General features: G+C 38.8%; 17 protein-coding genes and 1 pseudogene. 10 read left to right on the top strand and 8 right to left on the bottom strand.

What is annotated here, in order from left to right; genetic code table 11:
• Nucleotides 1-177: 177 nt before the first annotated feature.
• Nucleotides 178-1,739, bottom strand: a pseudogene (locus tag LACPOB_RS12450) (IS3 family transposase).
• Between the two features lie 190 nt (nt 1,740-1,929).
• Nucleotides 1,930-2,340, bottom strand: coding sequence for an acyl-CoA thioesterase (locus LACPOB_RS0105115; protein ID WP_026142759.1), 411 nt, complete (start codon nt 2,338-2,340; stop codon nt 1,930-1,932).
• Between the two features lie 231 nt (nt 2,341-2,571).
• On the opposite strand from LACPOB_RS0105115, the gene LACPOB_RS0105125 reads away from it, so the two are divergent.
• A complete protein-coding gene (locus LACPOB_RS0105125) occupies nt 2,572-4,329 on the top strand; it encodes an ABC transporter ATP-binding protein (RefSeq protein ID WP_017867761.1) in 1,758 nt (585 codons plus the stop codon).
• A complete protein-coding gene (locus LACPOB_RS0105130) occupies nt 4,322-6,106 on the top strand; it encodes an ABC transporter ATP-binding protein (RefSeq protein WP_017867762.1) in 1,785 nt (594 codons plus the stop codon). The genes LACPOB_RS0105125 and LACPOB_RS0105130 overlap by 8 nt, the downstream gene beginning before the upstream one ends.
• A 214-nt stretch (nt 6,107-6,320) precedes the next feature.
• Here the strand turns inward: LACPOB_RS0105130 and LACPOB_RS0105135 are convergent, their stop codons facing one another.
• Nucleotides 6,321-6,599: a hypothetical protein gene (locus tag LACPOB_RS0105135; protein ID WP_017867763.1), complete on the bottom strand. Its 279-nt coding sequence runs from the start codon at nt 6,597-6,599 to the stop codon at nt 6,321-6,323.
• A 302-nt stretch (nt 6,600-6,901) separates the two neighbouring features.
• Nucleotides 6,902-7,837 (bottom strand): LysR family transcriptional regulator, encoded by a 936-nt coding sequence (locus LACPOB_RS0105140; protein WP_017867764.1) that lies wholly within the window; start codon nt 7,835-7,837, stop codon nt 6,902-6,904.
• A gap of 345 nt (nt 7,838-8,182) precedes the next feature.
• Here LACPOB_RS0105140 and LACPOB_RS11780 point away from each other — a divergent pair, with 345 nt between their 5' ends.
• Both LACPOB_RS11780 and LACPOB_RS0105150 read left to right on the top strand, forming a co-directional pair.
• Complete coding sequence (locus LACPOB_RS11780) at nt 8,183-10,096, top strand: flavocytochrome c (RefSeq protein WP_017867765.1); 1,914 nt, start codon at nt 8,183-8,185, stop codon at nt 10,094-10,096.
• Nucleotides 10,097-10,447: 351 nt separating this feature from the next.
• Nucleotides 10,448-11,518, top strand: coding sequence for a dipeptide epimerase (locus LACPOB_RS0105150; protein ID WP_017867766.1), 1,071 nt, complete (start codon nt 10,448-10,450; stop codon nt 11,516-11,518).
• A gap of 354 nt (nt 11,519-11,872) precedes the next feature.
• Here LACPOB_RS0105150 and LACPOB_RS0105155 read toward each other — a convergent pair whose 3' ends face one another.
• The 4 genes from LACPOB_RS0105155 to LACPOB_RS0105170 all read right to left on the bottom strand — a co-directional run bounded on the left by LACPOB_RS0105155 (nt 11,873) and on the right by LACPOB_RS0105170 (nt 17,712).
• Complete coding sequence (locus LACPOB_RS0105155; RefSeq protein ID WP_017867767.1) at nt 11,873-12,646, bottom strand: (S)-acetoin forming diacetyl reductase; 774 nt, start codon at nt 12,644-12,646, stop codon at nt 11,873-11,875.
• Between the two features lie 354 nt (nt 12,647-13,000).
• A complete protein-coding gene (locus tag LACPOB_RS0105160) occupies nt 13,001-14,773 on the bottom strand; it encodes an oleate hydratase (RefSeq protein ID WP_017867768.1) in 1,773 nt (590 codons plus the stop codon).
• 261 nt (nt 14,774-15,034) lie between these two features.
• Entirely contained in the window at nt 15,035-15,913 is an 879-nt protein-coding gene (pepI, locus tag LACPOB_RS0105165; protein WP_017867769.1) for a proline iminopeptidase, read from the bottom strand.
• A gap of 176 nt (nt 15,914-16,089) precedes the next feature.
• Nucleotides 16,090-17,712 (bottom strand): BCCT family transporter, encoded by a 1,623-nt coding sequence (locus LACPOB_RS0105170; RefSeq protein ID WP_040532795.1) that lies wholly within the window; start codon nt 17,710-17,712, stop codon nt 16,090-16,092.
• A 472-nt stretch (nt 17,713-18,184) separates the two neighbouring features.
• Here LACPOB_RS0105170 and LACPOB_RS0105175 point away from each other — a divergent pair, with 472 nt between their 5' ends.
• The 6 genes from LACPOB_RS0105175 (at nt 18,185) to gdhA (ending at nt 23,682) form a co-directional block, all read left to right on the top strand.
• On the top strand, nt 18,185-18,391 hold the full coding sequence (locus LACPOB_RS0105175) for a hypothetical protein (protein ID WP_017867771.1): 207 nt from the start codon (nt 18,185-18,187) through the stop codon (nt 18,389-18,391).
• 199 nt (nt 18,392-18,590) lie between these two features.
• Nucleotides 18,591-19,052 (top strand): NUDIX hydrolase, encoded by a 462-nt coding sequence (locus tag LACPOB_RS0105180; RefSeq protein WP_017867772.1) that lies wholly within the window; start codon nt 18,591-18,593, stop codon nt 19,050-19,052.
• A gap of 40 nt (nt 19,053-19,092) precedes the next feature.
• Nucleotides 19,093-20,295: an MFS transporter gene (locus tag LACPOB_RS0105185; protein ID WP_017867773.1), complete on the top strand. Its 1,203-nt coding sequence runs from the start codon at nt 19,093-19,095 to the stop codon at nt 20,293-20,295.
• A 36-nt stretch (nt 20,296-20,331) separates the two neighbouring features.
• Complete coding sequence (locus LACPOB_RS0105190) at nt 20,332-20,964, top strand: HAD family hydrolase (protein ID WP_017867774.1); 633 nt, start codon at nt 20,332-20,334, stop codon at nt 20,962-20,964.
• Between the two features lie 93 nt (nt 20,965-21,057).
• Nucleotides 21,058-21,999 (top strand): NADP-dependent oxidoreductase, encoded by a 942-nt coding sequence (locus LACPOB_RS0105195; protein WP_017867775.1) that lies wholly within the window; start codon nt 21,058-21,060, stop codon nt 21,997-21,999.
• A gap of 336 nt (nt 22,000-22,335) precedes the next feature.
• Nucleotides 22,336-23,682, top strand: coding sequence for an NADP-specific glutamate dehydrogenase (gdhA, locus tag LACPOB_RS0105200; protein ID WP_017867776.1), 1,347 nt, complete (start codon nt 22,336-22,338; stop codon nt 23,680-23,682).
• Nucleotides 23,683-23,909: the final 227 nt, after the last annotated feature.

Below are 23,909 nucleotides of genomic sequence, written 5' to 3' on the forward strand. Positions count from 1 at the left end.
TGAATCCGATTTGTAACGCAATCGTTGTTACAGTAAGGCTTCAATCTTTTGGAACATATTTAAGGGCCGTCGATTTATCCCATTAAATTGAACTGCGCCCGTCAAGTAGACAAGAAAATAAATAAAGATTTTTCAAGTTATTTAAGCTAGCTAAGTAACTGATTAATTGAAGATCGCTTAAGCGGCTTGCGTCCTGAATTCTAAAGGACTCAAGCCGTTTAGTCGTTCTTGATACCTTTCATGGTTATAAAAGTAAATAAATTTATCAATTGATCCCTTTAGATCACCAAAACTGGCATGATCTTGGAGATCATACCACTCTTCTTTGAAATGGCCCCAAAAGCTTTCCATAGGTGCATTATCAATACATTTACCCACACGCGACATGCTGCGGGTATAACCTAATTCAGTGGTGTAACGTAGATAGGCCTTCGAAGTATATTGTGACCCGCGATCACTGTGTAAGAGTGGCCTAGCTAAAGGCTGGTTTTGCTTAGCTGCACGAAGCGTATCAATGACTAAGGCTAGACCATTTTTACGGCCGATCTTATAACTGATGATCGTGCCGTCATACAAGTCTTTAATTGCGCTCAAGTAGGCTTTTTGTCCATTGTCATAGGTCAGATAGGTGATATCTGTGACCCATTTTTGGTTAGGACCTAAGGCGCTAAAATCGCGGTTCAACAGGTTTTCTTCAAAATTGAAATACCCGGCACGGGTTGCGGAGCGTCGTTTGCGCCGAATGATCGAATGGAGGCCTAATTCCTGCATTAAACGACGAACTTTTTTGCGTCCTAGCGGCTGGCGCGGCTGTAAAAGATGATTTAAAGCCATAGTTATGCGCCGGTAACCCCAAACATCTTGGTGTTCGTGAAATAATTTTTCCACCAACTTTTTTAGCCAGTTATTTTCCATTTCTCGTGCAGAGGGCTGACGTTTCAACCATTTATAAAAACCTGAACGGGAAACTGCCATAATTGAACACATCATTTTAACTGGTAAAGTTGTTTCCTGACGATAAGCGTCAATTGTCTGAAATTTTTTTGAGATCAGTCTCTCCCGGTCCTCCTCTCGATCTCCTTCAATTTTTTTAACAAGTCATTTTCTACTTCAAGATACTGATTACGGGCTTCTAATTCTTTAATGCGTAATTCTTGTGCTTCTTTTTCTGACAGTTGGGATTTAGAAGCTAAAATTTTACCCCGGCGGTCTTCCAAACCGGCCGGCCCGTGTGCGCGATATTTTCTGACCCACGAATAAACTTGGCTATAGGAAACACCAAATTTCTTCATGGCTTTTTGATAATCTAGCTCGTTAGCAATGGTGTATTGGGCGATTTCAATACGCTCGTTCAATCCGGTTTTACGTCCTGCATTCATCTGTGAGTTACCTCGCTTTTGGTTTAGTGTTTTACCACTATTATACTGATCGATCCAGCGACGTAAAACAGATCTACTTGAAATTTCATACTTATCACAGACAGATTTTAAAGACCAGTTACTAGACAAATAAGTAAGCACTGCCTGAAGTTTCACCTCAGTTGAATATGCTTTCCGGGTATGGCTTTCTTCTAAACCGGTCACTCCAGCTGCTCGGTACGCTCGGAGCCAGTTTTCTATGGTCGAGTGGGATGCTTTTACTCGTTTGGCAGCTGCCTTAACCGATGTTTGTCCTTGCAGGATACTAGTAACGGCTTGTAGACGCTCAGCTACAGTTGCTTTGTTGGTTCTTCCAGACATAAAAACTCTCCTTAATAATAGAATACGGATTTTGTTTATTTCCGTGTCTACTATAAGGAGAGCATATCATTTAATGGGATAGATCGATGGCCCTTTTAGTGTCGCACGGCTAGTTTTGTTCCAGCCCTCGGATTTTTTAGTTTGCACAAATGAACTAACTCTTTAGATACAATGTTTCTCATAGTTAAAATTAAGCTTCTTTTTTTAACTGTTGTAATGTTTGGTAAAATTTTGGCATTTTAGTTTTGATGTCAACAATTTTGCCGTTATCATCCAAAAAACAATGTGAGCTTTCAGCCGTACAAACTAATTCTTCTGCGACTGTCATGGTATAGCTAAGCGTTAATTTAGCACGACTAACTTTGCTGACACTGGTTATTATCTTGATCAGGTCCGGGTAGCTGGTTGTTTTTTTATATTTACAAGAAACAGCTACTACTGGTGATATCACACCAGCTTCTTCAAGCTTGTCATAAGGCCAATTGATCTGTTCAAGATAATCAGAGCGTGCCTCTTCCATAAAACGAATGTAATTTGTATGGTTGGTGATTTTCATTTGGTCAGTCTCGTAGTATTGGACTTTGTGGAAATAAGGCTTGATAAGACAACATTCCTTTCTAACAAAAGTATTATGTGGTTTATTTTACCATTTGTGGTTATTACAAAGTACTATGGAACACTGATTGAAATTAATAAATTAAAAAATTATTTTAAATGAGATAGTGTTTTTACAAGAGCCGATTCGATCGTTAGTGTTTTAATAGCCCTTATGGTATAAATGATAATATACTTAAAAGCCAGGCTATTTATAAGAAAGGGGGCGCGATAACTCTTGGGGATCTTTATTAAATTAGGGTGGTATTTTAAACGTGAGTGGAAAACCTATTCGACCGGGGTCATCGGGTTATTGTTTACTGCTTTACTTGGGATTGTGCCACCGTGGATCATTGGACGTTTAGTTGATTTGATCCACCGCGGGCAATTGACTGTTAAGGCTTTAGTTTTTTTGCTAGTTTTGCTGACCGTTGTTTCCTTTGCACAGTATCTAGCACGTTATGTGTGGCGAACCGCAATTTGGGGCGAATCGGCTAAACTAGAAGCAACCTTACGCGAACGACTTTTTTGGCACTATATGCAAATGGACACACAGTTTTTCCAAGAGTACCGGACAGGCGACTTGATGGCGCATGCGACTAATGATCTGTCTGCCATCCAACGAGTCGCTGGTGGTGGGATCTTACAGTTTGCAGATTCGATCATTACTGGTGGTACGACTTTGATCGCAATGATGACAGTGGTCGATTGGCGCTTAACGCTGATCGCTATTTTGCCCTTCCCTTTTTTAGCAGTTATGGCACGAGTGTTAGGTAAAAAAATGCATAATGCTTTTAAAAAATCGCAAGCTGCTTTTTCACGCCTCAATAATAAAGCACAAGAAAGCATTAGTGGGGTCAAAGTGATCAAGAGTTTTGGTCAAGAAAAAGATGACATGGATGAATTTAACGGGCAAGTTGATGACACGATCAATATCAACCGGCATGTTAACAAGTTAGATGCATTATTCGACCCGATCACGACAATGATCATGGCAGTTTCTTATGTTCTGACGATCGTTTATGGCGGTCATTTGGTTATCTCTGAAACTATCACTTTAGGTTCATTAGTTTCCTTTGTTTCATATTTATCAATGCTAGTTTGGCCGATGTTTGCAATTGGAATGTTATTTAACACTTTGGAACGTGGTAATGCCAGTTATGACCGGATCAATAACGTGTTAAATAAGAAAAGCAAGATATTGGATAAACAAAATGGAGTCGCCCAAGAAGCGCGTGGTGACTTACAATATGAGCTTGATTCATTTAGTTTTCCAGATGAACAACAAGAAAATCTGCACAATATTTACTTCACGATCAAAGAAGGTGGAACTTTAGGATTAGTCGGAAAAGTTGGTTCTGGTAAAAGTTCGGTTATTCGGCTGTTGTTGCGCCAATTTGATGACTATCAAGGAACGATTTATTTTGGCGGCATCGATATTCGAGACTACCAGTTAGATGCCTTGATCCCTGCTATCGGTTATGTGCCGCAAGAAACATATCTATTTTCTAATACGATCCGCGAAAATATTCGTTTTGCAAGACCAGAAGCTTCACAAAAAGAAGTTGAACAAGCAGCAGCTAAAAGTGATTTAGCACAACAGATCGCTACTTTTCCGGCTGGTTATGATACACAAGTTGGTGAGGAAGGAATTTCATTGTCGGGTGGGCAACGTCAGCGGATCGCGATCGCACGTGCCTTGTTGATCGATCCAGAATTATTGATCTTAGATGATGCTTTGTCAGCCGTGGATGCTGAAACGGAAACTGAGATCTTGCAAACTTTACGAACAGAACGCCAAGATAAAACAACGATCATTGCCTCCCACCGTTTAAGTTCAGTGATGAATGCTGATGAGATCTTAGTGATGGACGATGGTAAAATTATCGAGCGGGGTAGACATGCAGAATTGATGCGACAAAATGGTTGGTATGCAGATACCTTTAAACTCCAAGCTTTGGAAACGGAAGAAAAGGAGGGTGGATTTAATGGATGAACAACGTGAATCAGTATGGTCTCATAGTATTCCGTGGAAAGAGCAGCTACAGATCATTAAGCGTCTCTTTTTATTTGCCAAACCTTTTAAGTGGTACTTTTACTTTTCGATCATCTTTGCCGCGCTGGTCAGTGTGATCAATATTTTGCTGCCAAAAATTATCCAGCGTTTTATGGATAAGTACTTAGCATTAGGCAAAGCGGATGAAACGGTCATTTGGCTTTTTGCTGGGTTGTATTTTTTTGGTATGGTCTTTAAGGCTTTAACACAGTTTGGACAAACATATCTCTATAGTATGGGTGCCGAATATATGTTAGAAGATACGCGAAAGATTTTATTTAAAAAACTTCACTCTTTAGGAATGCGTTATTTTGATCAAGTACCTAGTGGATCGATTTTGTCACGTTTAACCAATGATACAATGGCTTTTCAAAATTTTTGGCAGCTATTTAGTAGTTTGATCGTGGCAGTTTTTGCGATGGTTTCAGCCTTTATTGCAATGTTTGTCACAGATAAGACGATTGCATTGTGGTTGCTTTTATTCATGCCTTTTTTAGCTGTTACGATTTGGTATTATCAGAAATATAGTTCTCGTGTTTACCGTCAAATGCGAGAAAAATTAAGTATTTTAAATAATAAATTAGCGGAATCGATCACAGGTGTGACCGTTATTCAGGATTTCAGACAAGAACAGCGTGTTGATCGGGAATTTGAAGATGTTAATAGTCAATATTACCAGACACGTAAAGCTATGATCCGCGTTAATTCTTTACTATTAAGCCCAATAGTTAACTTGTTTTATTCATTGGGGACAGTCTTGATCTTAGGCATTTTTGGTGTTCGAGGACTGAGTGCGTATGTAGCTGCTGGTGTAGTCTATGCATTTGTAACTTACCTGGAAAACTTCTATAATCCGTTGTCAGAAGTGATGGAATTTTTTAGTGACTTCCAAGATGGGATCGTAGCTGGTTCACGAGTGTTAAAGATCATAGACGATGATACTTTAGCTCCGACACAAAAAAAAGGCGCGTCAGCTCGCTTGCAATTAGGTAAAGTCGAATTTCGACATGTGACTTTCTCTTATGATGGCAAGCATACGATCTTAAAGGATGTTTCCTTTATTGCCCATCCAGGTGAAACGATCGCATTAGTGGGACAAACTGGTAGTGGGAAAACTTCGATCATCAATGTCTTGATGCGTTTTTATGAATTTGGGACAGGTGAGATCTTGTTAGACGATCGTGATATTAGAGATTATCCGCTAGAAGAATTGCGAGCTAAATTGGGACTTGTTTTACAAGAACCTTATATGTTTTATGGTACGATCAAATCTAATATTCGGATGTTTAATGATGAGATCACGGATGATCAGATCAAACAAGCTGCAAAATTTGTCAATGCGGATCAGTTTATTGAACAACTGCCTGGTAAATATGATGCTAAGGTTATTGAACGTGGTACAAGTTATTCTACTGGTCAAAAGCAATTGATAGCATTTGCGCGGACTGTGGCGACTGATCCGAAGATCCTGATCTTGGATGAAGCAACTTCTAATATTGATACTGAAACGGAAAAGATGATCCAGGAAGGATTGGACAAGATCCAACAAGGACGAACGACGATAGCTGTTGCGCACCGCTTATCAACTATTCAAAATGCTGACCAGATCTTAGTTTTAAGCCAGGGACAAATTGTTGAACGTGGAACGAATAATGAGTTACTAAAAAATCATGGGATGTATTATGATATGATCAGAAAACAAAATGCCGCACACTAAATCATGGGCAAAATCGATTAAAAAGACAAACTGGGATCTTCTGGTTTGTCTTTTTTTGAATAAACATTCAATTGCTTGAATGGAAATCTGAGAAAGCGATGTGTGGCCGGCACATACATGTCAGACAAAGACGTGCTGTTAAAAAATACGTATAAAAAAAGCCAAAAACCTAATAAGTAAGCTTTTGGCAACCAAAAACAGCAATGAAAAAATATTAACTTAAACGAGCGTGATTATTTAAAAAACGTTGTTCGATCTCATTTTTAATCAGTTCAGCTTGGGCATGATCACTATTTTTGTGCTGTTTGACCAATTTTTCAAGCTGTTTGATCTGTAAGTGATCTAGTAGAAAAGAACGATCAACTAGACCAGATTTAACAAAATGTTCCATGCTGAATCTTTGTTCAATCACATTGTTTGACGAAAGATAGAGACAATAATCGGCGAAGTCTTCTAGTAACCTCGGTGAGATGTCTTCTTTTTCTTCATTCATTGAACTCTCCCCTTATGCCATCCGTATCTTAACAAGATCAACTACCAGATCTTATTAAGAATTAAAGTTCACCAAACATTAGTCAGCAAAAATACATTTGGTTATGAATAGTAAGTCAAATTATGACCAACCTTTAGAATAATACATTGTCCGAGTTTCGTAAAGAGTGAAAACTTATAAAAAACTTGACTGTAAGTTATAGCAATATTCGAGATACGAAATAGTTTTATATAAAAGAAACGTTTGGAATTTAGGAGTGGTTTGTCACACGAATATAGTCCTAAAATCAGGCATTTTTGTATCTATTTTTTGATTTTATTAGTCCGTTGGCTGATCGTGACAAAAGTATCTACTAAGTTTTTTTCAACTTCTGAGAGTTCCTTTTTGGAAGAATAAGCAATGAAGTAGCGTAAAGTCAGATCTTCTTCTTCAAGCGGATAAAGATCATAGTCTCCTTGTGTCAAGTGTGCCACAATACTTTGTGGGATAACGGTGATCCCAGTGCCTTGGGCGCAAAGGCCTGCGACCATTTCGATATTTTCGCTTTCCATAACGATATGCGGTTTAACTTGGTTTTTTTGTAACAAGCCATCAACTTGGTGTCTGATAGCGGAGCCAGTTTTGCTCAAAACTAAAGGCTCTGATAGTAGTTTTTGTATATCGAGTGAATGTGGCGTTAGTGTGTTAGTTTTACCTTGATAAAATTTGTTGCCTGCGGGGATCACCGCAAAATAAGGCTCATGGCCAGTTGAAACTACAGTCAGGTTGGGAGACACAGTTTCAGGATTTTGGCCGACGTAAAAATCAACTTCACCATTTTCAACCTTTTGTTCACTTTTAGACGGTAGCCCTTCATTTAAGATGATTTGAACATTTGGGTGATTTTTGATGAATTGCGGTATAAATAAGGGCAAAATAAACGATCCCATCGATGGCAAAACACCGATCTTGAGTGGAACATTATTATTATTGTACTGTGTTAATTTATGTTGGAAACTAACCTCTTCTTGATTAATATTTTCTAAGTACTGGTAGTATAGTTTACCGGCTGCGGTCAATTGTAAATGCGTACTGTGACGGTTGATCAACTCTACTCCCATTTCTTTTTCCTTGCGGCGCACTAATTGAGTTAAATACGGTTGTGAAATGTAGAGCTGTTGTGCCGCTTTTGTGAAGTTTCCATATCTTAATAAGGTGTCTAAGTACTGTAACATTATGGCCGGATCTTTAGTAGTCATGTCATCTCTCCTTTTTGATAACACTTTTGTTATAATGTAATAATAAAATAAACACTTCACAAACGCAAGCGCATTCGTTACACTAAAGATGTACTGATAGTCATCTAATTAAAAAACATTTATGTCTTTATACATCAGCTAAGAAAGCGATTTCCCGAATAAAGAAAGTGATTATGATGTAAATAAAACCAACTGATGAAAAGTGATTTAATTTGTTTTCTTGACTAAATATAAGATAAAGTTCACATTTTTATTTCTGTTATTACAAAATAAAAATAGTTAATGTTTTTTGTTATATATGGTTATATCATAAATTTTTAATCAATAAGAAGTGGGGTAGATCATATGAAGAACCGTGCGGATGAAATTAATTTTAAACCAGGGACATATTCAGTGACTGCAAGTGGTCATAATGGGAAGGTACCGATGAAGGTCACTTTCTCAAAAGACCGGATCGAAAATATTGATATTGATACTAAAGGTGAAACAACAGGGATCGCAGATACTGTTTGGGAACGGATGCCTGAACAGATCATCTCCGGACAGACTTTAAATATTGATGCGGTTTCTGGTGCTTCTGATACAAGTCGTGGCGTGTTGAATGGTGTTGCTGATGCTGTTACTTTAGCTGGTGTGGATCCGGAAGCTTTGAAACAACGTCCTAAACCAGTTAAAAGTAATGCTCCAAAAGTTGTAGAATATGACGCTGACGTAGTTGTAGTTGGTGGTGGTGGTACTGGTTTGAGTGCTGCTGCAACTTCACTTCAAACTGGTAAAAAGACGATCTTAGTTGAAAAATTCCCAGCTGTTGGTGGTAATACGATCCGGACAGGGGGGCCATTGAACGCATCTGACCCAGAATGGCAAAATACCTTTGATGCTTTGGCAGGTGAAGATACGACTTTAAAGAATCTGATGGAAACACCAGATGATAAGATCGATCCGGAATATTTGGATGACTTCCATGAGCTACAAGGTCAATTAAAAGAGTATTTGGATAGTGGCGCACATTTCTTGTTTGATTCTAAATTATTACATGAGATACAAACTTACCTTGGTGGTAAACGGACTGACTTAAAGGGTAATGAGATCCATGGTGACTATAACTTAGTTAAAACTTTAGTTAATAATGCTTTGAATTCAGTCAAATGGTTACAAAGCATTGGAGTACGTTTTGACCCGGATGAAGTGACGATGCCAGTTGGTGCTAAGTGGCGTCGAGGTCATAAACCATTAGAAAATCAAGGGTATGAATATATTTCTAACTTAAAGAGATATGTTAAAGAACAAGGCGGCACGATCATTACTGATACTCGTGTTAAAAAACTTTTGAAAGAAAACAACACGATCGTTGGGTTAGAAGCAACTAACGCCGATGATCAAAAAGTTATCGTGCATGCTAATGCCGTGATCCTGGCTTCAGGCGGTTTCGCCGCTAATACTAAGATGGTTCAGCAATATAATACCTACTGGACAAAGGTTGATGACGATATTGCAACTTCTAACTCACCGGCAATTACAGGTGATGGGATCAAGTTAGGGACAGATGTTGGCGCTGATTTAATTGGTATGGGATTTTCACAGATGATGCCAGTTTCTGATCCTGTGACGGGTGAGCTCTTTAGTGGTTTGCAAGTACCGCCGGCAAATTTTGTGATGGTCAATAATAAGGGTGACCGTTTCGTTGACGAATATGAAAGCCGGGACGTTTTGTCTCAAGCTGCGATCGATAATGGTGGTTTATTCTATTTGATCGCTGATGAAAATATTAAGGGAACAGCTTACAATACAAGTCAAGAAAAAATCGATGAACAAGTTGAGGCTGGTACTTTATTTAAAGATGATACTTTGGAAGGTTTGGCTAAACAAATCAAAGTTGATCCAGCTGAATTTGTTAAAACAATTGAGAATTATAATTCATATGTTGATGCAGGTAAAGATCCGGAATTTGGCAAAGATGTCTTTGATTTGAAAGTTGAAAAAGCACCGTTCTATGCAACACCGCGTAAACCAGCTTTGCACCACACTATGGGTGGCTTGAAAATCGATTCAAGTGCACATGTTTTAGATGCAGCTGGTAAACAAATTGATGGTTTGTACGCAGCCGGAGAAGTTGCTGGTGGTTTGCATGCGGGTAATCGTTTAGGTGGCAACTCCTTAGCTGATATCTTTACCTTTGGTCGGATCGCTGCGCAAACTGCTGCTTTGGAACATCAAGAAGCTCAGTCAGATGCAACGACTTCCCCAAGTCAAGCTTGATCAATCAAATAATCGCAGGAAGAAAGTGAAACAAAAGGCGTTTTGAAGTTGCTTTGTAACGACGCTCGCATTATTTGGGGTTGTAGCAAAGAGGAGGACAAAAATAAAGAAATTATTTTTACAATCAGACTTCAATCTTTTGAAACACGTTTAAGGGTCGTCGATCTATCCCGTTGAATGGGCTAAATCGACGGCCCTTTTTATGATTCACAGTTAGTTATGTTCCGGCTCTTTTTGTTTACATGTTTCATCTTAGGCCGGATAAGTCTTTGAGGTATAGTTGTTGATGAATATACGCTATAATTGAACTTAAAATTATGTACAGAAATAAAAAAGAAGGAGTTATAAATAATGGCATTGACTATTAGTGATATTACTTGCGAAACGTCATATACACCCTTAAAACACCCATTCGTTACGGCACAACATACGGTCAAAGAAATTGCTGCGATCGGTGTGACGATCAGTTTGGAAAATGGCTTAGTAGGTCATGGAGCTGCGACAGCTAATGAAGTTGTCACAGGGGATACCTTGGATTCTGCTTTGGTAATACTCAGAGAGGTTTTTAAACCGCGACTTTTGGGGCACGATCTTAATGGTTGGGAATTTTTATTAGGACAAGTACACAGCGCGATCAAAGGCAATGGTCCCGCTAAAGCTGCATGTGAGATCGCTTTGTATGACTTAAGGGCCCAACTTTTTCAAGTGCCACTATATCAATATCTTGGTGGTTTTAGCAGTAGTGTCGCAACTGACTTTACGATCGGTATTGGGCAACCAGAAGCAATGGTAAAAGAAGCCCTTGAAAAACAAGCGGCGGGTTTTAAATCATTAAAAATAAAAGTCGGTGGAACAGATATTTCAAAAGAAGTCGACCGGATCCAAAAAATCGCGCAGGCGACACAAAAATCAACGCGTTTACGGATCGATGCTAACCAGGCGTGGAATGCTAAAGAAAGTTTGCAATTGATCAGCCAATTGTCGAATTTAACAGATAGGATCGACTTTATCGAACAGCCAGTTAAAGCCAATGATATCAGAGGACTAAAGCATGTAACGAAGAATTCTGTTATGCCTATCATGGCCGATGAAAGTGTCTTTTCTGCTCAAGATGCTTTAAATCTGTTACAACAGGGTGCATGTGATTATATTAATATCAAACTAATGAAAACTGGTGGTTTAAGTCAGGCGGAAAAAATCAATCAGCTCTGTGAACTCTATGGAGTCAATTGCATGGTCGGTTGTATGATTGAATCAGCCAGTGGGATCGCAGCTGCGACAGCTTTTGCGGCAGCCCACCAGAACGTCAAATTCGCTGATTTGGATTCTGTTTTCATGGCAGCATATACGGCTGATGATGTACCATATGCATTGGACCATGATAGTTTTATCTTAAAAGAAAAACCTGGTTTAGGTTTTTAAATGTTTGTGTTATTAAACGCCGAGTATGGTTTGTTATAAAAAAGAGAGCGGGACAAAAGTCGTTTTGAATTCGGTGTGTAATGTCGTTTACGTCATTTTTGGTCGTAGCAAAGTGCAGGACAAGAATGGCGTAAATGACATTACATTGAGGATTCAGACTTTTGAAACGCGTTTATGCTGTAAAAATTAGAAGCGATAATTTGATTATTTTTAGCAAAAGAAGAGACTGGGATATTGTTTTGTCCCAGCCTCTTTTCGTGAGAAATCAATTTGTTTATTGATTGATAAAAAAGCTCTTTTAAGGCTGAATTTTTACATTATTCCAGCTGCTTTTTTATAAGGTTTATTGTTTATTTAGTGGAACTGCATTCCGCCATCGACTTCGATAGTTTGTCCTGTAATATAATTTGAGTCTGGTCCAGCTAAAAATGAAACAGCAGCTGCGACATCCTCTGGTTCTGAAAGGCGATTCAATGCGATATCTTTAGCAAATGTTTGCATACCCCATTCGTCGTCTTTTCCGGCATTTTGTCCAACTTGATGGGCAATATCATACATCATCGGCGTTTTAACGATCCCAGGAGCATATGCATTAACAGTAATATTCTCTTCTGCTAAGTCACGTGCTGCAACCTGTGTTAATCCACGCACAGCAAATTTTGTGCTGCTATACAATGAAAGATTAGGGTTACCAACAACGCCAGCTTGAGAGGTAGCATTGATGATCTTGCCACCGTGGTTGTTTTTCCTGAACTGTTCGAGAGCGGCTTGAATCCCCCAAATATCGCCGGCAACATTGATATGATAAACTTTATCAAACATTTCCGGAGTGATAGTTTCAATTGGAGTTGTTGGCCCAAGACCAGCATTATTCACTAAGACGTCAAAACTACCTAATTTTTCTGTAACTTCTGCAACTGCTGAGAAAAAGCTGTCACGGTCAGAGACATCAACTTTAACAGCGATAGCTTTGCCGCCATTTTTTTCAATATCGGCAGCTACTTGACTACCTTTTTCCTTGTTTAGGTCAGCAATAGCAACAGCAAATCCATCTTGACTAAGACGACGGGAAATTGCTTCTCCAATACCTTGTGCTCCACCAGTGATCATTGCAACTTTTTTTGTCATAAAGAAACCCTCCAATAGTGTTGTCTTAAACGCTTTCATTATACCATATAAAAATGCTTTCACACGTTTTTTGTGATATTTTTAACAGAAAACTCGAGAGCGGGACAAAAGTCGGTTTGAAGCCGGTGTGTAACGTCGTTTACGCCATTTTTGGCCGTAGCGAAGCGCAGGACAGGAATGACGTAAATGGCATTACATTGAGGATTCAGACTTTTAAAACGCGTTTATGCCATAAAAATTACAAGTGATAATTTGATTATTTTTAGCAAAAGAAGAGACTGGAATATTGTTTTGTCCCAGCCTCAATTCAATATAGTTGCGTTATAAGCAACTATATTGAGATCATTTTTTAATTTAAATTAGTTTAGCATCTTCTAATAATTTACCGATCCAAGTTCCCTTAACTTTCTGTAGTCCTTTATTTTTAACAAATTCCGGAATGGGTAGGTCACTATCAGTCAGTTTTTGTTTGTCATTTAGATAATACATTGACTTTAAGAGTTCACGAATATCGTAAATTGAATTAAAAACTTCTGGCACTCCACGATCAACGTTTAGTAAGTTATAAACTGATTCCATGGCTGTTCTGATTGAATATTCGGTCGTAAAGACTGTGTCACGCGTTGGCGATTCCGCGAAGTTACCGATGAAAGCAAGATTCTTTGAACCAGTTGGCACAACATTAGGACGGTCACCTTTGACACGTGGCATAAAGTATGAAGTAACAAATGGCATGTAAACTGGGTTGGTATTGATTGAATCTTGCTTTGACAATTTATTGATCAATGTCTCTGGTACCCCTAAATGATATAACCATTCTTCAGTGATCTCTTCTCCTGTACAGTCAACCACGTTTTTTTGGATATAGTCACCTGGCGTATTTGAATACAAAGCATAGATCCAAACGATGGTTTCATTTTCTTTTTGATCTTTAAAGTGTGGTTGACGATGAATGCAAAAACTCATCATCCAATTTGAATCTTTAATAGTAATGATCCCACCAGTGTTAACTTTGCCATCGTGTAGATCACGTTTAGTTAAACGTTCAATATAAGGATCTATGGCTGTATTTTTAATAGTTGCTGTGGCTGAAATATGCCATGCTTTTTCTGGTAAATCCTGGTAAAAGACCTTAGGATGGCCAAATTCAGAAGATTGTTCTGCTAAATTTTCCCATAATTCCCAGCTTGGTCCCGGCTCATCAGTGATTTTAGCTGGTGTGTGATGGTCACCATAAGTGGAGCTTTCAGTGATCGAACCGTTTGTGATAAAGACGATATCATCGTCAGTTAAGGTGATCTCTTGTGGAGAATCGTCGACAGTCATCTGTAATTTCTTAGCGTGTTTTTCACTATTAGCAGTCTCAACGATAACATTATTAACTACAGTATTGAATTGGAAATCAACACCATGGTCTTCCAAGTACTTGACGATCGGTAAAGTCATTGAGTCATACTGGTTGTGTTTATTAAATTTAAGGGCGGTAAAGTCAGGCAGACCATCGATATGGTGGATAAAACGCATGCAGTATCGGCGCATTTCAACGGCCGAATGCCATTTTTCAAAGGCAAACATGGTGGACCAGTAGTACCAGAAATTAGTTTTGAAAAATTCTGCTGAAAAATATTCTTCAATCGTTTCTGTGCCTAACTGTTCTTCAGGAGTCATGATCAATTTGATGATTTCTTTGGAAGTTTTACCTAGAGTATATTTACCATCATCTGGGACTTCATTACCGCGGTTATAAATTAAGCGACAATTAGATGAGTTCGGATCATCCTTATCAAGCCAATAATATTCGTCTAGATATGAAGCTCCTGGAACTTCAAGTGATGGGATCGAACTATACATGTCCCACATACATTCGAAGTGGTTTTCCATTTCCCGGCCGCCACGTGTCACAAAACCGATGTCTGGTTTGTTAGCACCGTCTAAAGAACCACCTGCCACAGGTAATTCTTCTAAAATGTGGATCTGTTCGCCAGGCATTTGTGCATCACGGACTAAGAAAACAGCAGCAGCGAGTCCTGCTAAGCCTCCACCAACGATATAAGCTTTTTTATGGTCAACACCCGCAGGTTTGCGTGCATGGACAAGAGCTTCATAATTTCCATTTGAATAATACATCGAATAGATCTCCTTTCCTTTATCAACTTACAAAGTCCATTATAGCTGGTTTAGATAAAATGTTCACAAATTGACACTTAGGATCTCTGAATTTAGTTAAATTTTTAAGTTTGAAATAAAGAGAATAACGCAAGCGTTGTTACAGTAAGGCTTCAATCTTTTGGAACACGTTTAAGGGCCGTTGATTTACCCCATTTAATGAGATAGATCGACGTCCCTTTTAGTATCGCACAGCTAGTTTTGTCCCAGCTCCATCCGTAATCAGTGTTTAGTTAACCAATCTTTGAGCAAGATAACATATTTGTCATGATGTTCGACAAAGGGCATATGACGACTATTTCGAAATAGTTTCCACTTGGCGTTTTGTAAATGGTCATACATAGTTTTGGCGACTAGGGGGGTACATAGATCGTCAGTTCCATTAGTGATCAGAGTTGGTATCGTAATTTCCGCCAAACGTTCTGTGTATTCATAATCATGCAAAGTACCAGTTGGTGTGTATTCATTTGGTCCCCAAGCAACTTGATAGGCCTGTTGTCCATTGATTTTAGCACGGCGTAAGGGTTCTGGTGAACTTTCAGTAACAGGAGCGGCAGCGTGCAAAGCCATATAATGCTCATTGGCAATTTGATATCCTGGCGTAGTGTAGTTACCAGTTTTTTCGGCTTGAGCAATTGCATCTTGTTCTTTTTGTGGCAAATATTTGATCATTCGATGTTGTTCACTGGCCCATAATTTAGCTGATGATAAAGTGCTGGATAAAATTAAGCTATCTACACCTTGAGGTTTTTTTTCTAGTAAGTACATGATTGCCAACATACCACCAAATGATTGTCCTAGTAAATGAACGTGTCCTAAATCCAAGTAATCTCTTAAGGCAGCTAATTCATCGATCCAAGTTTGGGCTTGCCATAGCTCTGGTTGATCGGGCGCCGATGATTTTCCACAGCCAAGTTGGTCGTACATGATCAACTGAAAACCAGCGTTTGCTAAATCATCGAGCATTTCAAAATAATTATGGGATGACCCAGGACCACCATGTAATAAAAGTAAAGGGGCAGTGTTATTTTTTGCCTCACCGATGATACGGTAGTAGGTTTGGTAACCTTGAAAAGGCATATATCCTTCAGTAATTTTCATTAAATAATATCAGTCCTTTTTCTTCCATTATATATTTTTTAACTTAAATAAAAAATACTGAAACAAAAGATCGTTTAAAAGCATATTTAAGGGTCGTCGATCTAGCCCATTTAATTGGGTTAGATCGACGACCCTTTTATAAGTTCACAGCTAGTTATTCCCCAGCTTTGTGATGTTTATTGCTTACTTAGTTTATTGTAATTTTTAAAAGACAAGATCAATTGACCACGCACGGCGAATTGACGTTCAACAGTATATTTTTGTCTGCGTCCAGTATCTTTAAGTTCATTTGACGTAAAGACTAGTTCACGGTCATGACGGACTAGTCTAAAAATTGAATATAAGACTAGTAAACAGACGATAGTTAATGGCAAACCAGCCATGACAGACATGGTTTGAATAACTTGGAAACCACCAACCAAGACTAAACTAAAGGCAAAAATCAAAAAGATAAATACCCAACTCATTCGGTTAAAGCGACTTGGTTCTTTGCCATATAGAGGTGTGCTGGTAAATGAAGAAAGCACATAGGCTGCTCCAGAAATAGTAGCGGCTAAGAAAATAAAACAAGAGGCCGCGTAAAAGACCAGCATTACTTTATGCATGGGCAAAGTTGAAATCATTGCCACTATCACATCAGCCTGAGTTTTATGATTTAAAATCGAAACTAAATTTATGACACCAGCTTTTTGAAGCCACATCGCGTAACCGCCCAAAATAGCGTGAAATAAGAAACAGCCAGGAACGCCAAAACTTAGCATACCTAAAAGTATCTGGCGAATAGTGCGGCCGCGCGAGATCTTAGCGATGAAAGTTCCCATTAAAGGCATAAAAGTCAACCACCAACCCCAATAAAAGATAGTGTCTTGTTGAGTGGGACTAGGGTGGACGTTAGTTGACATCGGAATGAATTTTTGGACAAGTACCCCCAGACTTTTACCCCAATCACTAATTATTGTCATTGAGGGACTGACAATTAAAATCAGACCCAAAAAAACGATAGCCAAATATATGTTAGCCGTACTGAGACGGTCAATTCCACCATTTAATCCCTTATAAACGGTCAATCCAAGCAGGATGAAAAGCAAAGAAAAAATTCCAAATTGTAACCAAGTCGTATCGGGAATATTAGTTACGGCTGAAAAAACACGTGAAGTCCGAGGAACTTCCATACCGATCGAAGAACCTAAACCTCCAATGATTCCGATCACGACTAAGAAGTCAATGATAATACGGGTTATTTTTTTACTCTTAGCATTTCCTTGTAAGAAAGAAAAATTATCACTTAATTTCTGTGTTGGTTTGTTTTTTCGATAGGTAACATACCCGATCAAAATTGCTGCTGGGGCAAACATCATCCAAGCCATTGGGCCCCAGTTGAACTGAGAAAGAGCACTTGAAGCAATATAGGCTGAATCTGAATAAGGTTTTAAGCCAAACGGTGGTTCTTGGATGAATTCCAGGGGATCGGTGATACTGAGCATCATAATACTAGCGTCGATCCCCGTGGCAAAGACCATAGAACCCCATTTGAAGTTGCCATAACGAGGGTGATCGTTTGGTTTACCGAGCTTAATGTTACCGTAGCGGCTAAAAGCCAACCATAACAAAAAGACAAAGTTGATAATGAAGACGGCAAGATACAGCCAACCAAATTTAACGTTGATCCAACTTAAAATACGGGACAAAGGTTGTTGTAGTTGGGGGCCGCCGAGCATGAGAAACAAGGCAGCTATGGCAAATAAACCGACAACAGGTAAAAATATACGTTTATCTATATTTTTATGAGATAAAATAATAGATCCTCCTTAGGATACAATATAATAGAACAAAACAAACTGCTTAAGACTTGATTTGCAAAGTTTGATTAAAATAACTGAACTTAGACAGGTGCTGACTTGCCATAGTTCGTATAAGCTTCACGGATGTTTTCATAATTTGAAAAATAGCTCAATTTTTATTTAGTACTGATATGATTTTTGATCATACACAAATAGCGCTGTTGCAGACCCGTCCACTGACGACTTGCAACAACGCTATTGCAACAAATTGCCGAGCTTCATCCGTAAATGAATTTCGTTTTCATTATACATCGTTTAATATATTTGTTAAGGCATAATAAGGAAAAAGTGATAGTTAATTAAAAAAAACGCTTGCTAGCGAAAAAAGTAAACAATATTGTTGCTTTTTGCTTGGCCTATTTGATACAACAATATTGGGAAGGAGATTAGGTTGAACTTCCCGTGGCAGACCATCTAAGGAGGGCTTTTTATGCGCGATGTAAGAGGATTACCAAATGAAGATGTTAGAAAAGAAATTGCTGAAAGCAACATTAGTCGATACTTTGTAGCTGATATGTTGGGTTTGAGTTTTAGTAGTTTTAAGATCTTGCTTGCACAACCGCTAAGTTCATCAGACCATGAACGGGTATTAACGGCGATTCAGGAGGCCAAAAAAGCAACTATGGTTAATGCTTAGAATTTATTAAAATTGAATAATTTGAAATGAAGCTCCCTTTTTGTACGTCAGATTTTTATTTGCAAAAGGGGAGTTTTTGTATTACAGCTATTTTTAAGCTGATTTTTGGTTTTCTTTCTTGCCTTGTTACATGATATTTTAAGTAAAATAATGTAAAGTAGAATTAAAGATAAAAACAACAAAGACAGGTGATCGATTTATGAGTGATTATATCAAAGACATCCGTAGTAAAGTCGGCAATATGCCGATTATTTTAAACGCTGTAGCAGGAGCTGTAGTTGATAATGACCATAAGATCTTATTACAAGAAAGGAGCGATACACATAATTGGAGTCTTCCAGGTGGTTATATGGAGTATGGCGAAACTTTTCTAGAAACTTTGAATCGTGAAATGAAAGAAGACAGTGGTTTAACAGTTGAAGTGGTTGATATGGTCGACACCTTCGAGCAAGGTTTTACTACATATCCGAATGGTGACCAAGCACAGGTGATCAGTCGACTATATGTAGTAGAACCTGCTGGTGGTTCTTTGCTAACAGAGGAAACTGATGAAACTTTAAGCTTAAAATATTTTTCATTTAGTGAGTTGCCGCCCTTGTTGAATCAACAAAACTTGGACATGATCAAAGCGACTGCTAAGTATTTTCATGAAGACTTTTAAGAAATAAAAGAAGCTATAGAAAGATAGGCGTAAGAGAATATTGCGAAAGAAAAAGTTAGCACAATGGCAAAAAAATATGTATGCTTTATGGCTCGGTAATTTTGCAACTGGTGCAGGTTCCAGTATGAGCTTACCGTTTCTGCCGTTATTCGTTAGTACCTTAGGTAATTTTCCTAAATGGGAACTGACCTTGTATGCGGGTTTGGCTTTTTCCAGTACTTTTTTGAGCCAAGCGATCGTTTCTCCGTTATGGGGAAAGTTAGCGGATAGGACTGGCAGAAAGCCAATGTTATTACGGGCAGCGATCGGAATGACGATCACTGCGACTTTAACTGGTTTTTCTACTAATGTCTGGATGTTGATCGGTTTACGGTTGATCCAAGGTGGTTTTTCTGGTTATATCAATAATGCTTATGCGCTGATCGCTAGTGAAGTTCCGCGCGAATATAGTGGAAAAACAATGGGGACTTTGACGACTGGAGCAGTTGGCGGACAGTTAGTCGGACCTATCTTTGGTGGGATCATTGCTGGTGCTTTAGGCTACCGGATCCCGTTTTTCTTGTTTGGTGCGTTGATGTTTATTGCAACCCTAGTGACATTATTTGGTGTCAAGGAGAACTTTGTACCAGTTGAAGATGATGGAACACAGACAAATCATAGTGCCTTTGTTGGGATCAAAAACATTCATATTGTGTGGGCGATGTTCATTTCATCGATGCTGATACAGGCTGCAACCAACTCGATCAATCCGATCATCAGTTTATTTGTCAGACAGTTGATGAAAAATCAAGGTAATGTTGCTTTTGCTAGTGGGATCGTTGCTGCTTTACCAGGGATAGCGACTCTATTAGCTGCCCCGCGTTTGGGACAATTAAGTGATCATATTGGCGCGCAAAAAGTCTTGGTCGCTGGGTTGGTTTTATCTGGCGTGCTGTTTTTCCCAATGTATTTCGTTCAAACGGTGGTCGTTTTAGGTGTATTACGTTTCTTAGTTGGAATTGCTGATGCCGCTTTAATGCCTGTTACACAGACAGTGATGTCATTGAACACACCACCTAGTTCTGTTAGTCGAATTTTTAGTTATAATCAGTCATTTCAGGCGATTGGTTCAGTCATTGGACCAATGTTAGCTTCCAGTGTGGCTGGTATTTTGGATTATCGGTATGTCTTTATCATGACGACTTGCTTAGTTTTGATCAACTTAGGTGTTGTAATTTGGGCATTTCGTAAAGATCGTAAGTAATGTTGATGTTTGGAGTTTGTTTAGGGAGAAGAATTCATGCAAAAGAAATTGATTTTATTTGATGTTGATGGCACCTTAGTGAATAGTTATCCGTACTACGAAAAAATAATGCAGCAAACTTTACCTAAATTTGGGAAAACAGCTACTCAAGCTGAATTAAGCCGAGCTTTTACAATGACAGCTAAACAAGAAGTTGCTTATTTTAAGATCCCTAATGATCAGCTTGATGATTGGTTTTTAACTTATGATGATGTGGCAGAAAATGTTGGTATCTTACCGCAAACTTATCCGCAAGTTGATGAAATGTTTGAGACTTTATTGGCTGAGCCTGAAGTCAAATTAGGGATAGTAACTTCTCGGACAAAACAAGATGCCAAAGAAAATCTGCATTCTTTTTGGTGGTACCATGAAATGTCTTTGATTGTGACTTCAAGTGATACCCAATTACCAAAACCTTCTGGTCAGCCACTTGATTTTGCCTTAGATCGCTTAGGTTATCAGCCCCAAGAAACTATCTATGTTGGTGATGCGGATACTGATCAACTGTCTGCAATAGAAGCTAGTGTTGACTTTGGTGGTGCACTTTGGGGGACAGGAACCAAGGATCATTTTAAACCGCAAGCCTTATTATTAGAAACGCCAGCAGATGTCATAAAAATAGTTAAATAAATTTTTGAAAAATAATGAAGTTATTGCTTTTTAGTAGATGTTAGTGTCAAGGTTGCTCTATAATTTAGTCAAATATTGATTGGAGGATTTTGAATGAAGGCAATTGTGATCGATCGATATGGTGGACCTGAAGAATTATATGAAAAGGATCTTCCAGTTCCAAAAGTTGCCGCAGATGAAGCTTTGATCGAAACTAAGGCAACTAGTATCAACCCGATCGACTGGAAAACACGGCGTGGTTATTTAAAAGAAAGTTTTCCGTGGGATTTTCCAGTAGTATTAGGCTGGGATATCGCAGGAATTGTCACTGAAGTCGGTGCAGATGTGCATGAATTTAAAGTCGGTGATGAAGTCTTTGCACGACCAGACATGTACAATGACGGGAAGCGTGGAACTTACGCAGAATATGCGGCAGTCAAGGCGGATAAATTAGTATTAAAGCCACAACAATTATCATTTGAACAAGCTGCAGCGATCCCGTTAGCAGGCTTGACGGCTTGGCAAGTTATTGTTGACCGTTTGAAAGTTAAGGCTGGTGACAAGATTTTAGTCCAAGCAGGTGCTGGTGGTGTGGGGATGTTTGCCATTCAAATCGCTAAACACTTTGGTGCTTACGTTGCTACTACAGCTAGTGCTGCTAATGAAAAATTATTAAGACAACTTGGTGCTGATGAGGTGATCGATTATCACCAAACACAGATCACAGATGTTTTACGTGATTACGATGCTGTTTTTGATACGGTCGGCCAGATCTCCGCTGGTTTAGAGATTTTAAAATCGGATGGTCAATTGGTAACGATAGCCGGAGATCCGACTGAAAAACAGCAAAATAGTCATCCAGCTGCGACAAGTTGGTGGTTAAAAACTAACGGCGCAGAACTCAAAGAATTAGCTAACTTGGTTGAAAATAATGAACTACGAGTTGTAATAGATAGTATTTATCCCATGACTACAAGTGGGTTGAGAAGTGCGCATGAAAAAAGTGAAACTGGTCATTCACATGGCAAGATCGTGATCACGACTAATGAACGATAAGTAAAAGGTAATCAAAATAAAGCAGTAGGGGCTGGGACAAAACTAGCTCTCCGATCTAAAAAGGGCCGTTGATCTATCCATTAAATGAGTTAAATCGACGACCCTTAAACGTGTTTCAAAAGATTGAAGCATTACTGTAATAACGCAAGCGTCGTTACAAATCGGCTTTAAAACATCTTTTGTCGCACTCTCTATTTTTGTACCTTTTTCCATCCAAAAGGGCTAAAATTATCATAAAGTAGTTGACACTAACTATTATTCCATTAGAAAATGATGTAATATAGATGAGTTTAAGATTAGACGTGTAACTTAATGATTTTGAAGGGAATGTATTAGATGACAAAAGCGCAAGATTATGTAGAAACTGTCAAACAGACGATCAAACAACGTGATCCGGAACAAACTGACTTCCAAGAGGCAGTCTTTACCGTGCTTGATTCTTTAACACCAGTTTTAGAGAAGCATCCAGAATATATTGAAGCTAACTTGTTAAGGCGGATCGTCGAGCCTGAACGAGTTATTGAATTTCGTGTACCTTGGCAAGATGATACTGGGCACTTTCAGGTCAATCGTGGTTACCGGGTGCAGTTTAATTCAGCAATTGGTCCATATAAAGGCGGCTTGAGATTCCATCCCAGTGTAAATTTAAGCACAGTCAAGTTTTTGGGATTTGAGCAAGTCTTTAAAAACAGTTTGACTGGTTTACCGATCGGTGGGGGTAAAGGTGGTAGTGACTTCGACCCAAAGGGAAAATCAGACAGCGAAGTAATGCGTTTTTGCCAAAGTTTTATGACAGAATTGGCACGTCACATCGGACCAGATCTGGATGTTCCTGCGGGAGATATTGGTGTTGGTGGTCGTGAAGTGGGCTACTTATTTGGTGCTTACAAACGTTTGTGTGGATTTAAAAATGGTGTTTTAACTGGAAAAAACTTGACCTTTGGTGGAAGTGCCGCTCGGACTGAGGCAACTGGATATGGTTTGCTGTATTATACGCAATCAATGTTAAAAGCACATAATGATAGCTTGAAAGATAAGAAAATTAAAATTTCAGGCTCTGGTAACGTGGCTTTATATGCATTACAAAAAGCTAATGAACTAGGTGCCACTGTTTTGACAGTTTCTGATTCAAATGGTTATGTTTATGATCCAAATGGTATCAATGATAAGATCGTGCAGCAGATCAAAGAAGTTGAGCGTGGACGGATCAAGGAATACGCGCAGCAAGTTGATTCAGCACAATACTTCGAAGGTTCAGTTTGGGATCAAGATATCGATTATGATATTGCCCTGCCATGTGCTACACAAAATGAGATCAATGCTCAACAGGCTGAATTACTGGTCAAAGATGGTGCCCGATATATTGCTGAGGGTGCCAATATGCCAAATCAGACTGCAGCTATCAAGGTTTATCAAGACCATGGGATCTATTATGGACCTGGTAAAGCAGCTAATGCGGGAGGTGTTGCCGTCTCAGCTCTTGAAATGAGTCAAAACAGTGAACGTTTATCTTGGAGCTTTGAAGAAGTTGATGCCAAGTTAGCACAGATCATGCATGAGATCTTTACTAAATCAGAAAAAGCAGCCCAAGAATATGGTATGGATGGTAATTACCAAGCGGGTGCAAATATTGCAGGGTTTAATAAGGTTGCGACAGCTATGATGGTTCAAGGATTAGTGTAATAAAAGGACTTAGGAACAAAACTTGGGAATAGTCAGCTAAAAAGACTGTTAGCTATAAAATGTGGTAGTTAGCGGTCTTTTTATTAACTTATTATAAATATAATGTACTGATTTTATAAGTCCCAGACAAGGAATGCTTTTCGACTACAAAAAGTACAGCAAATTTCTACAAAATGAGTTTCTTCATTGATAGAATAGAAATATGCTTTCAATGAATATTGGATTTT

Source organism: Ligilactobacillus pobuzihii E100301 = KCTC 13174 (assembly GCF_000349725.1).
Taxonomy (GTDB): domain Bacteria; phylum Bacillota; class Bacilli; order Lactobacillales; family Lactobacillaceae; genus Ligilactobacillus; species Ligilactobacillus pobuzihii.

What these genes read in the sequence shown, in the direction of transcription:
- LACPOB_RS0105130 (WP_017867762.1), top strand. Translation starts at nt 4,322, where the DNA reads ATGGATGAACAACGTGAATCAGTATGGTCTCATAGTATTCCGTGGAAA.
- LACPOB_RS0105135 (WP_017867763.1), bottom strand. Translation starts at nt 6,599, where the DNA reads ATGAATGAAGAAAAAGAAGACATCTCACCGAGGTTACTAGAAGACTTC.
- LACPOB_RS0105140 (WP_017867764.1), bottom strand. Translation starts at nt 7,837, where the DNA reads ATGACTACTAAAGATCCGGCCATAATGTTACAGTACTTAGACACCTTA.
- LACPOB_RS11780 (WP_017867765.1), top strand. Translation starts at nt 8,183, where the DNA reads ATGAAGAACCGTGCGGATGAAATTAATTTTAAACCAGGGACATATTCA.
- LACPOB_RS0105150 (WP_017867766.1), top strand. Translation starts at nt 10,448, where the DNA reads ATGGCATTGACTATTAGTGATATTACTTGCGAAACGTCATATACACCC.
- LACPOB_RS0105155 (WP_017867767.1), bottom strand. Translation starts at nt 12,646, where the DNA reads ATGACAAAAAAAGTTGCAATGATCACTGGTGGAGCACAAGGTATTGGA.
- LACPOB_RS0105160 (WP_017867768.1), bottom strand. Translation starts at nt 14,773, where the DNA reads ATGTATTATTCAAATGGAAATTATGAAGCTCTTGTCCATGCACGCAAA.
- pepI (WP_017867769.1), bottom strand. Translation starts at nt 15,913, where the DNA reads ATGAAAATTACTGAAGGATATATGCCTTTTCAAGGTTACCAAACCTAC.
- LACPOB_RS0105175 (WP_017867771.1), top strand. Translation starts at nt 18,185, where the DNA reads ATGCGCGATGTAAGAGGATTACCAAATGAAGATGTTAGAAAAGAAATT.
- LACPOB_RS0105180 (WP_017867772.1), top strand. Translation starts at nt 18,591, where the DNA reads ATGAGTGATTATATCAAAGACATCCGTAGTAAAGTCGGCAATATGCCG.
- LACPOB_RS0105190 (WP_017867774.1), top strand. Translation starts at nt 20,332, where the DNA reads ATGCAAAAGAAATTGATTTTATTTGATGTTGATGGCACCTTAGTGAAT.
- LACPOB_RS0105195 (WP_017867775.1), top strand. Translation starts at nt 21,058, where the DNA reads ATGAAGGCAATTGTGATCGATCGATATGGTGGACCTGAAGAATTATAT.
- gdhA (WP_017867776.1), top strand. Translation starts at nt 22,336, where the DNA reads ATGACAAAAGCGCAAGATTATGTAGAAACTGTCAAACAGACGATCAAA.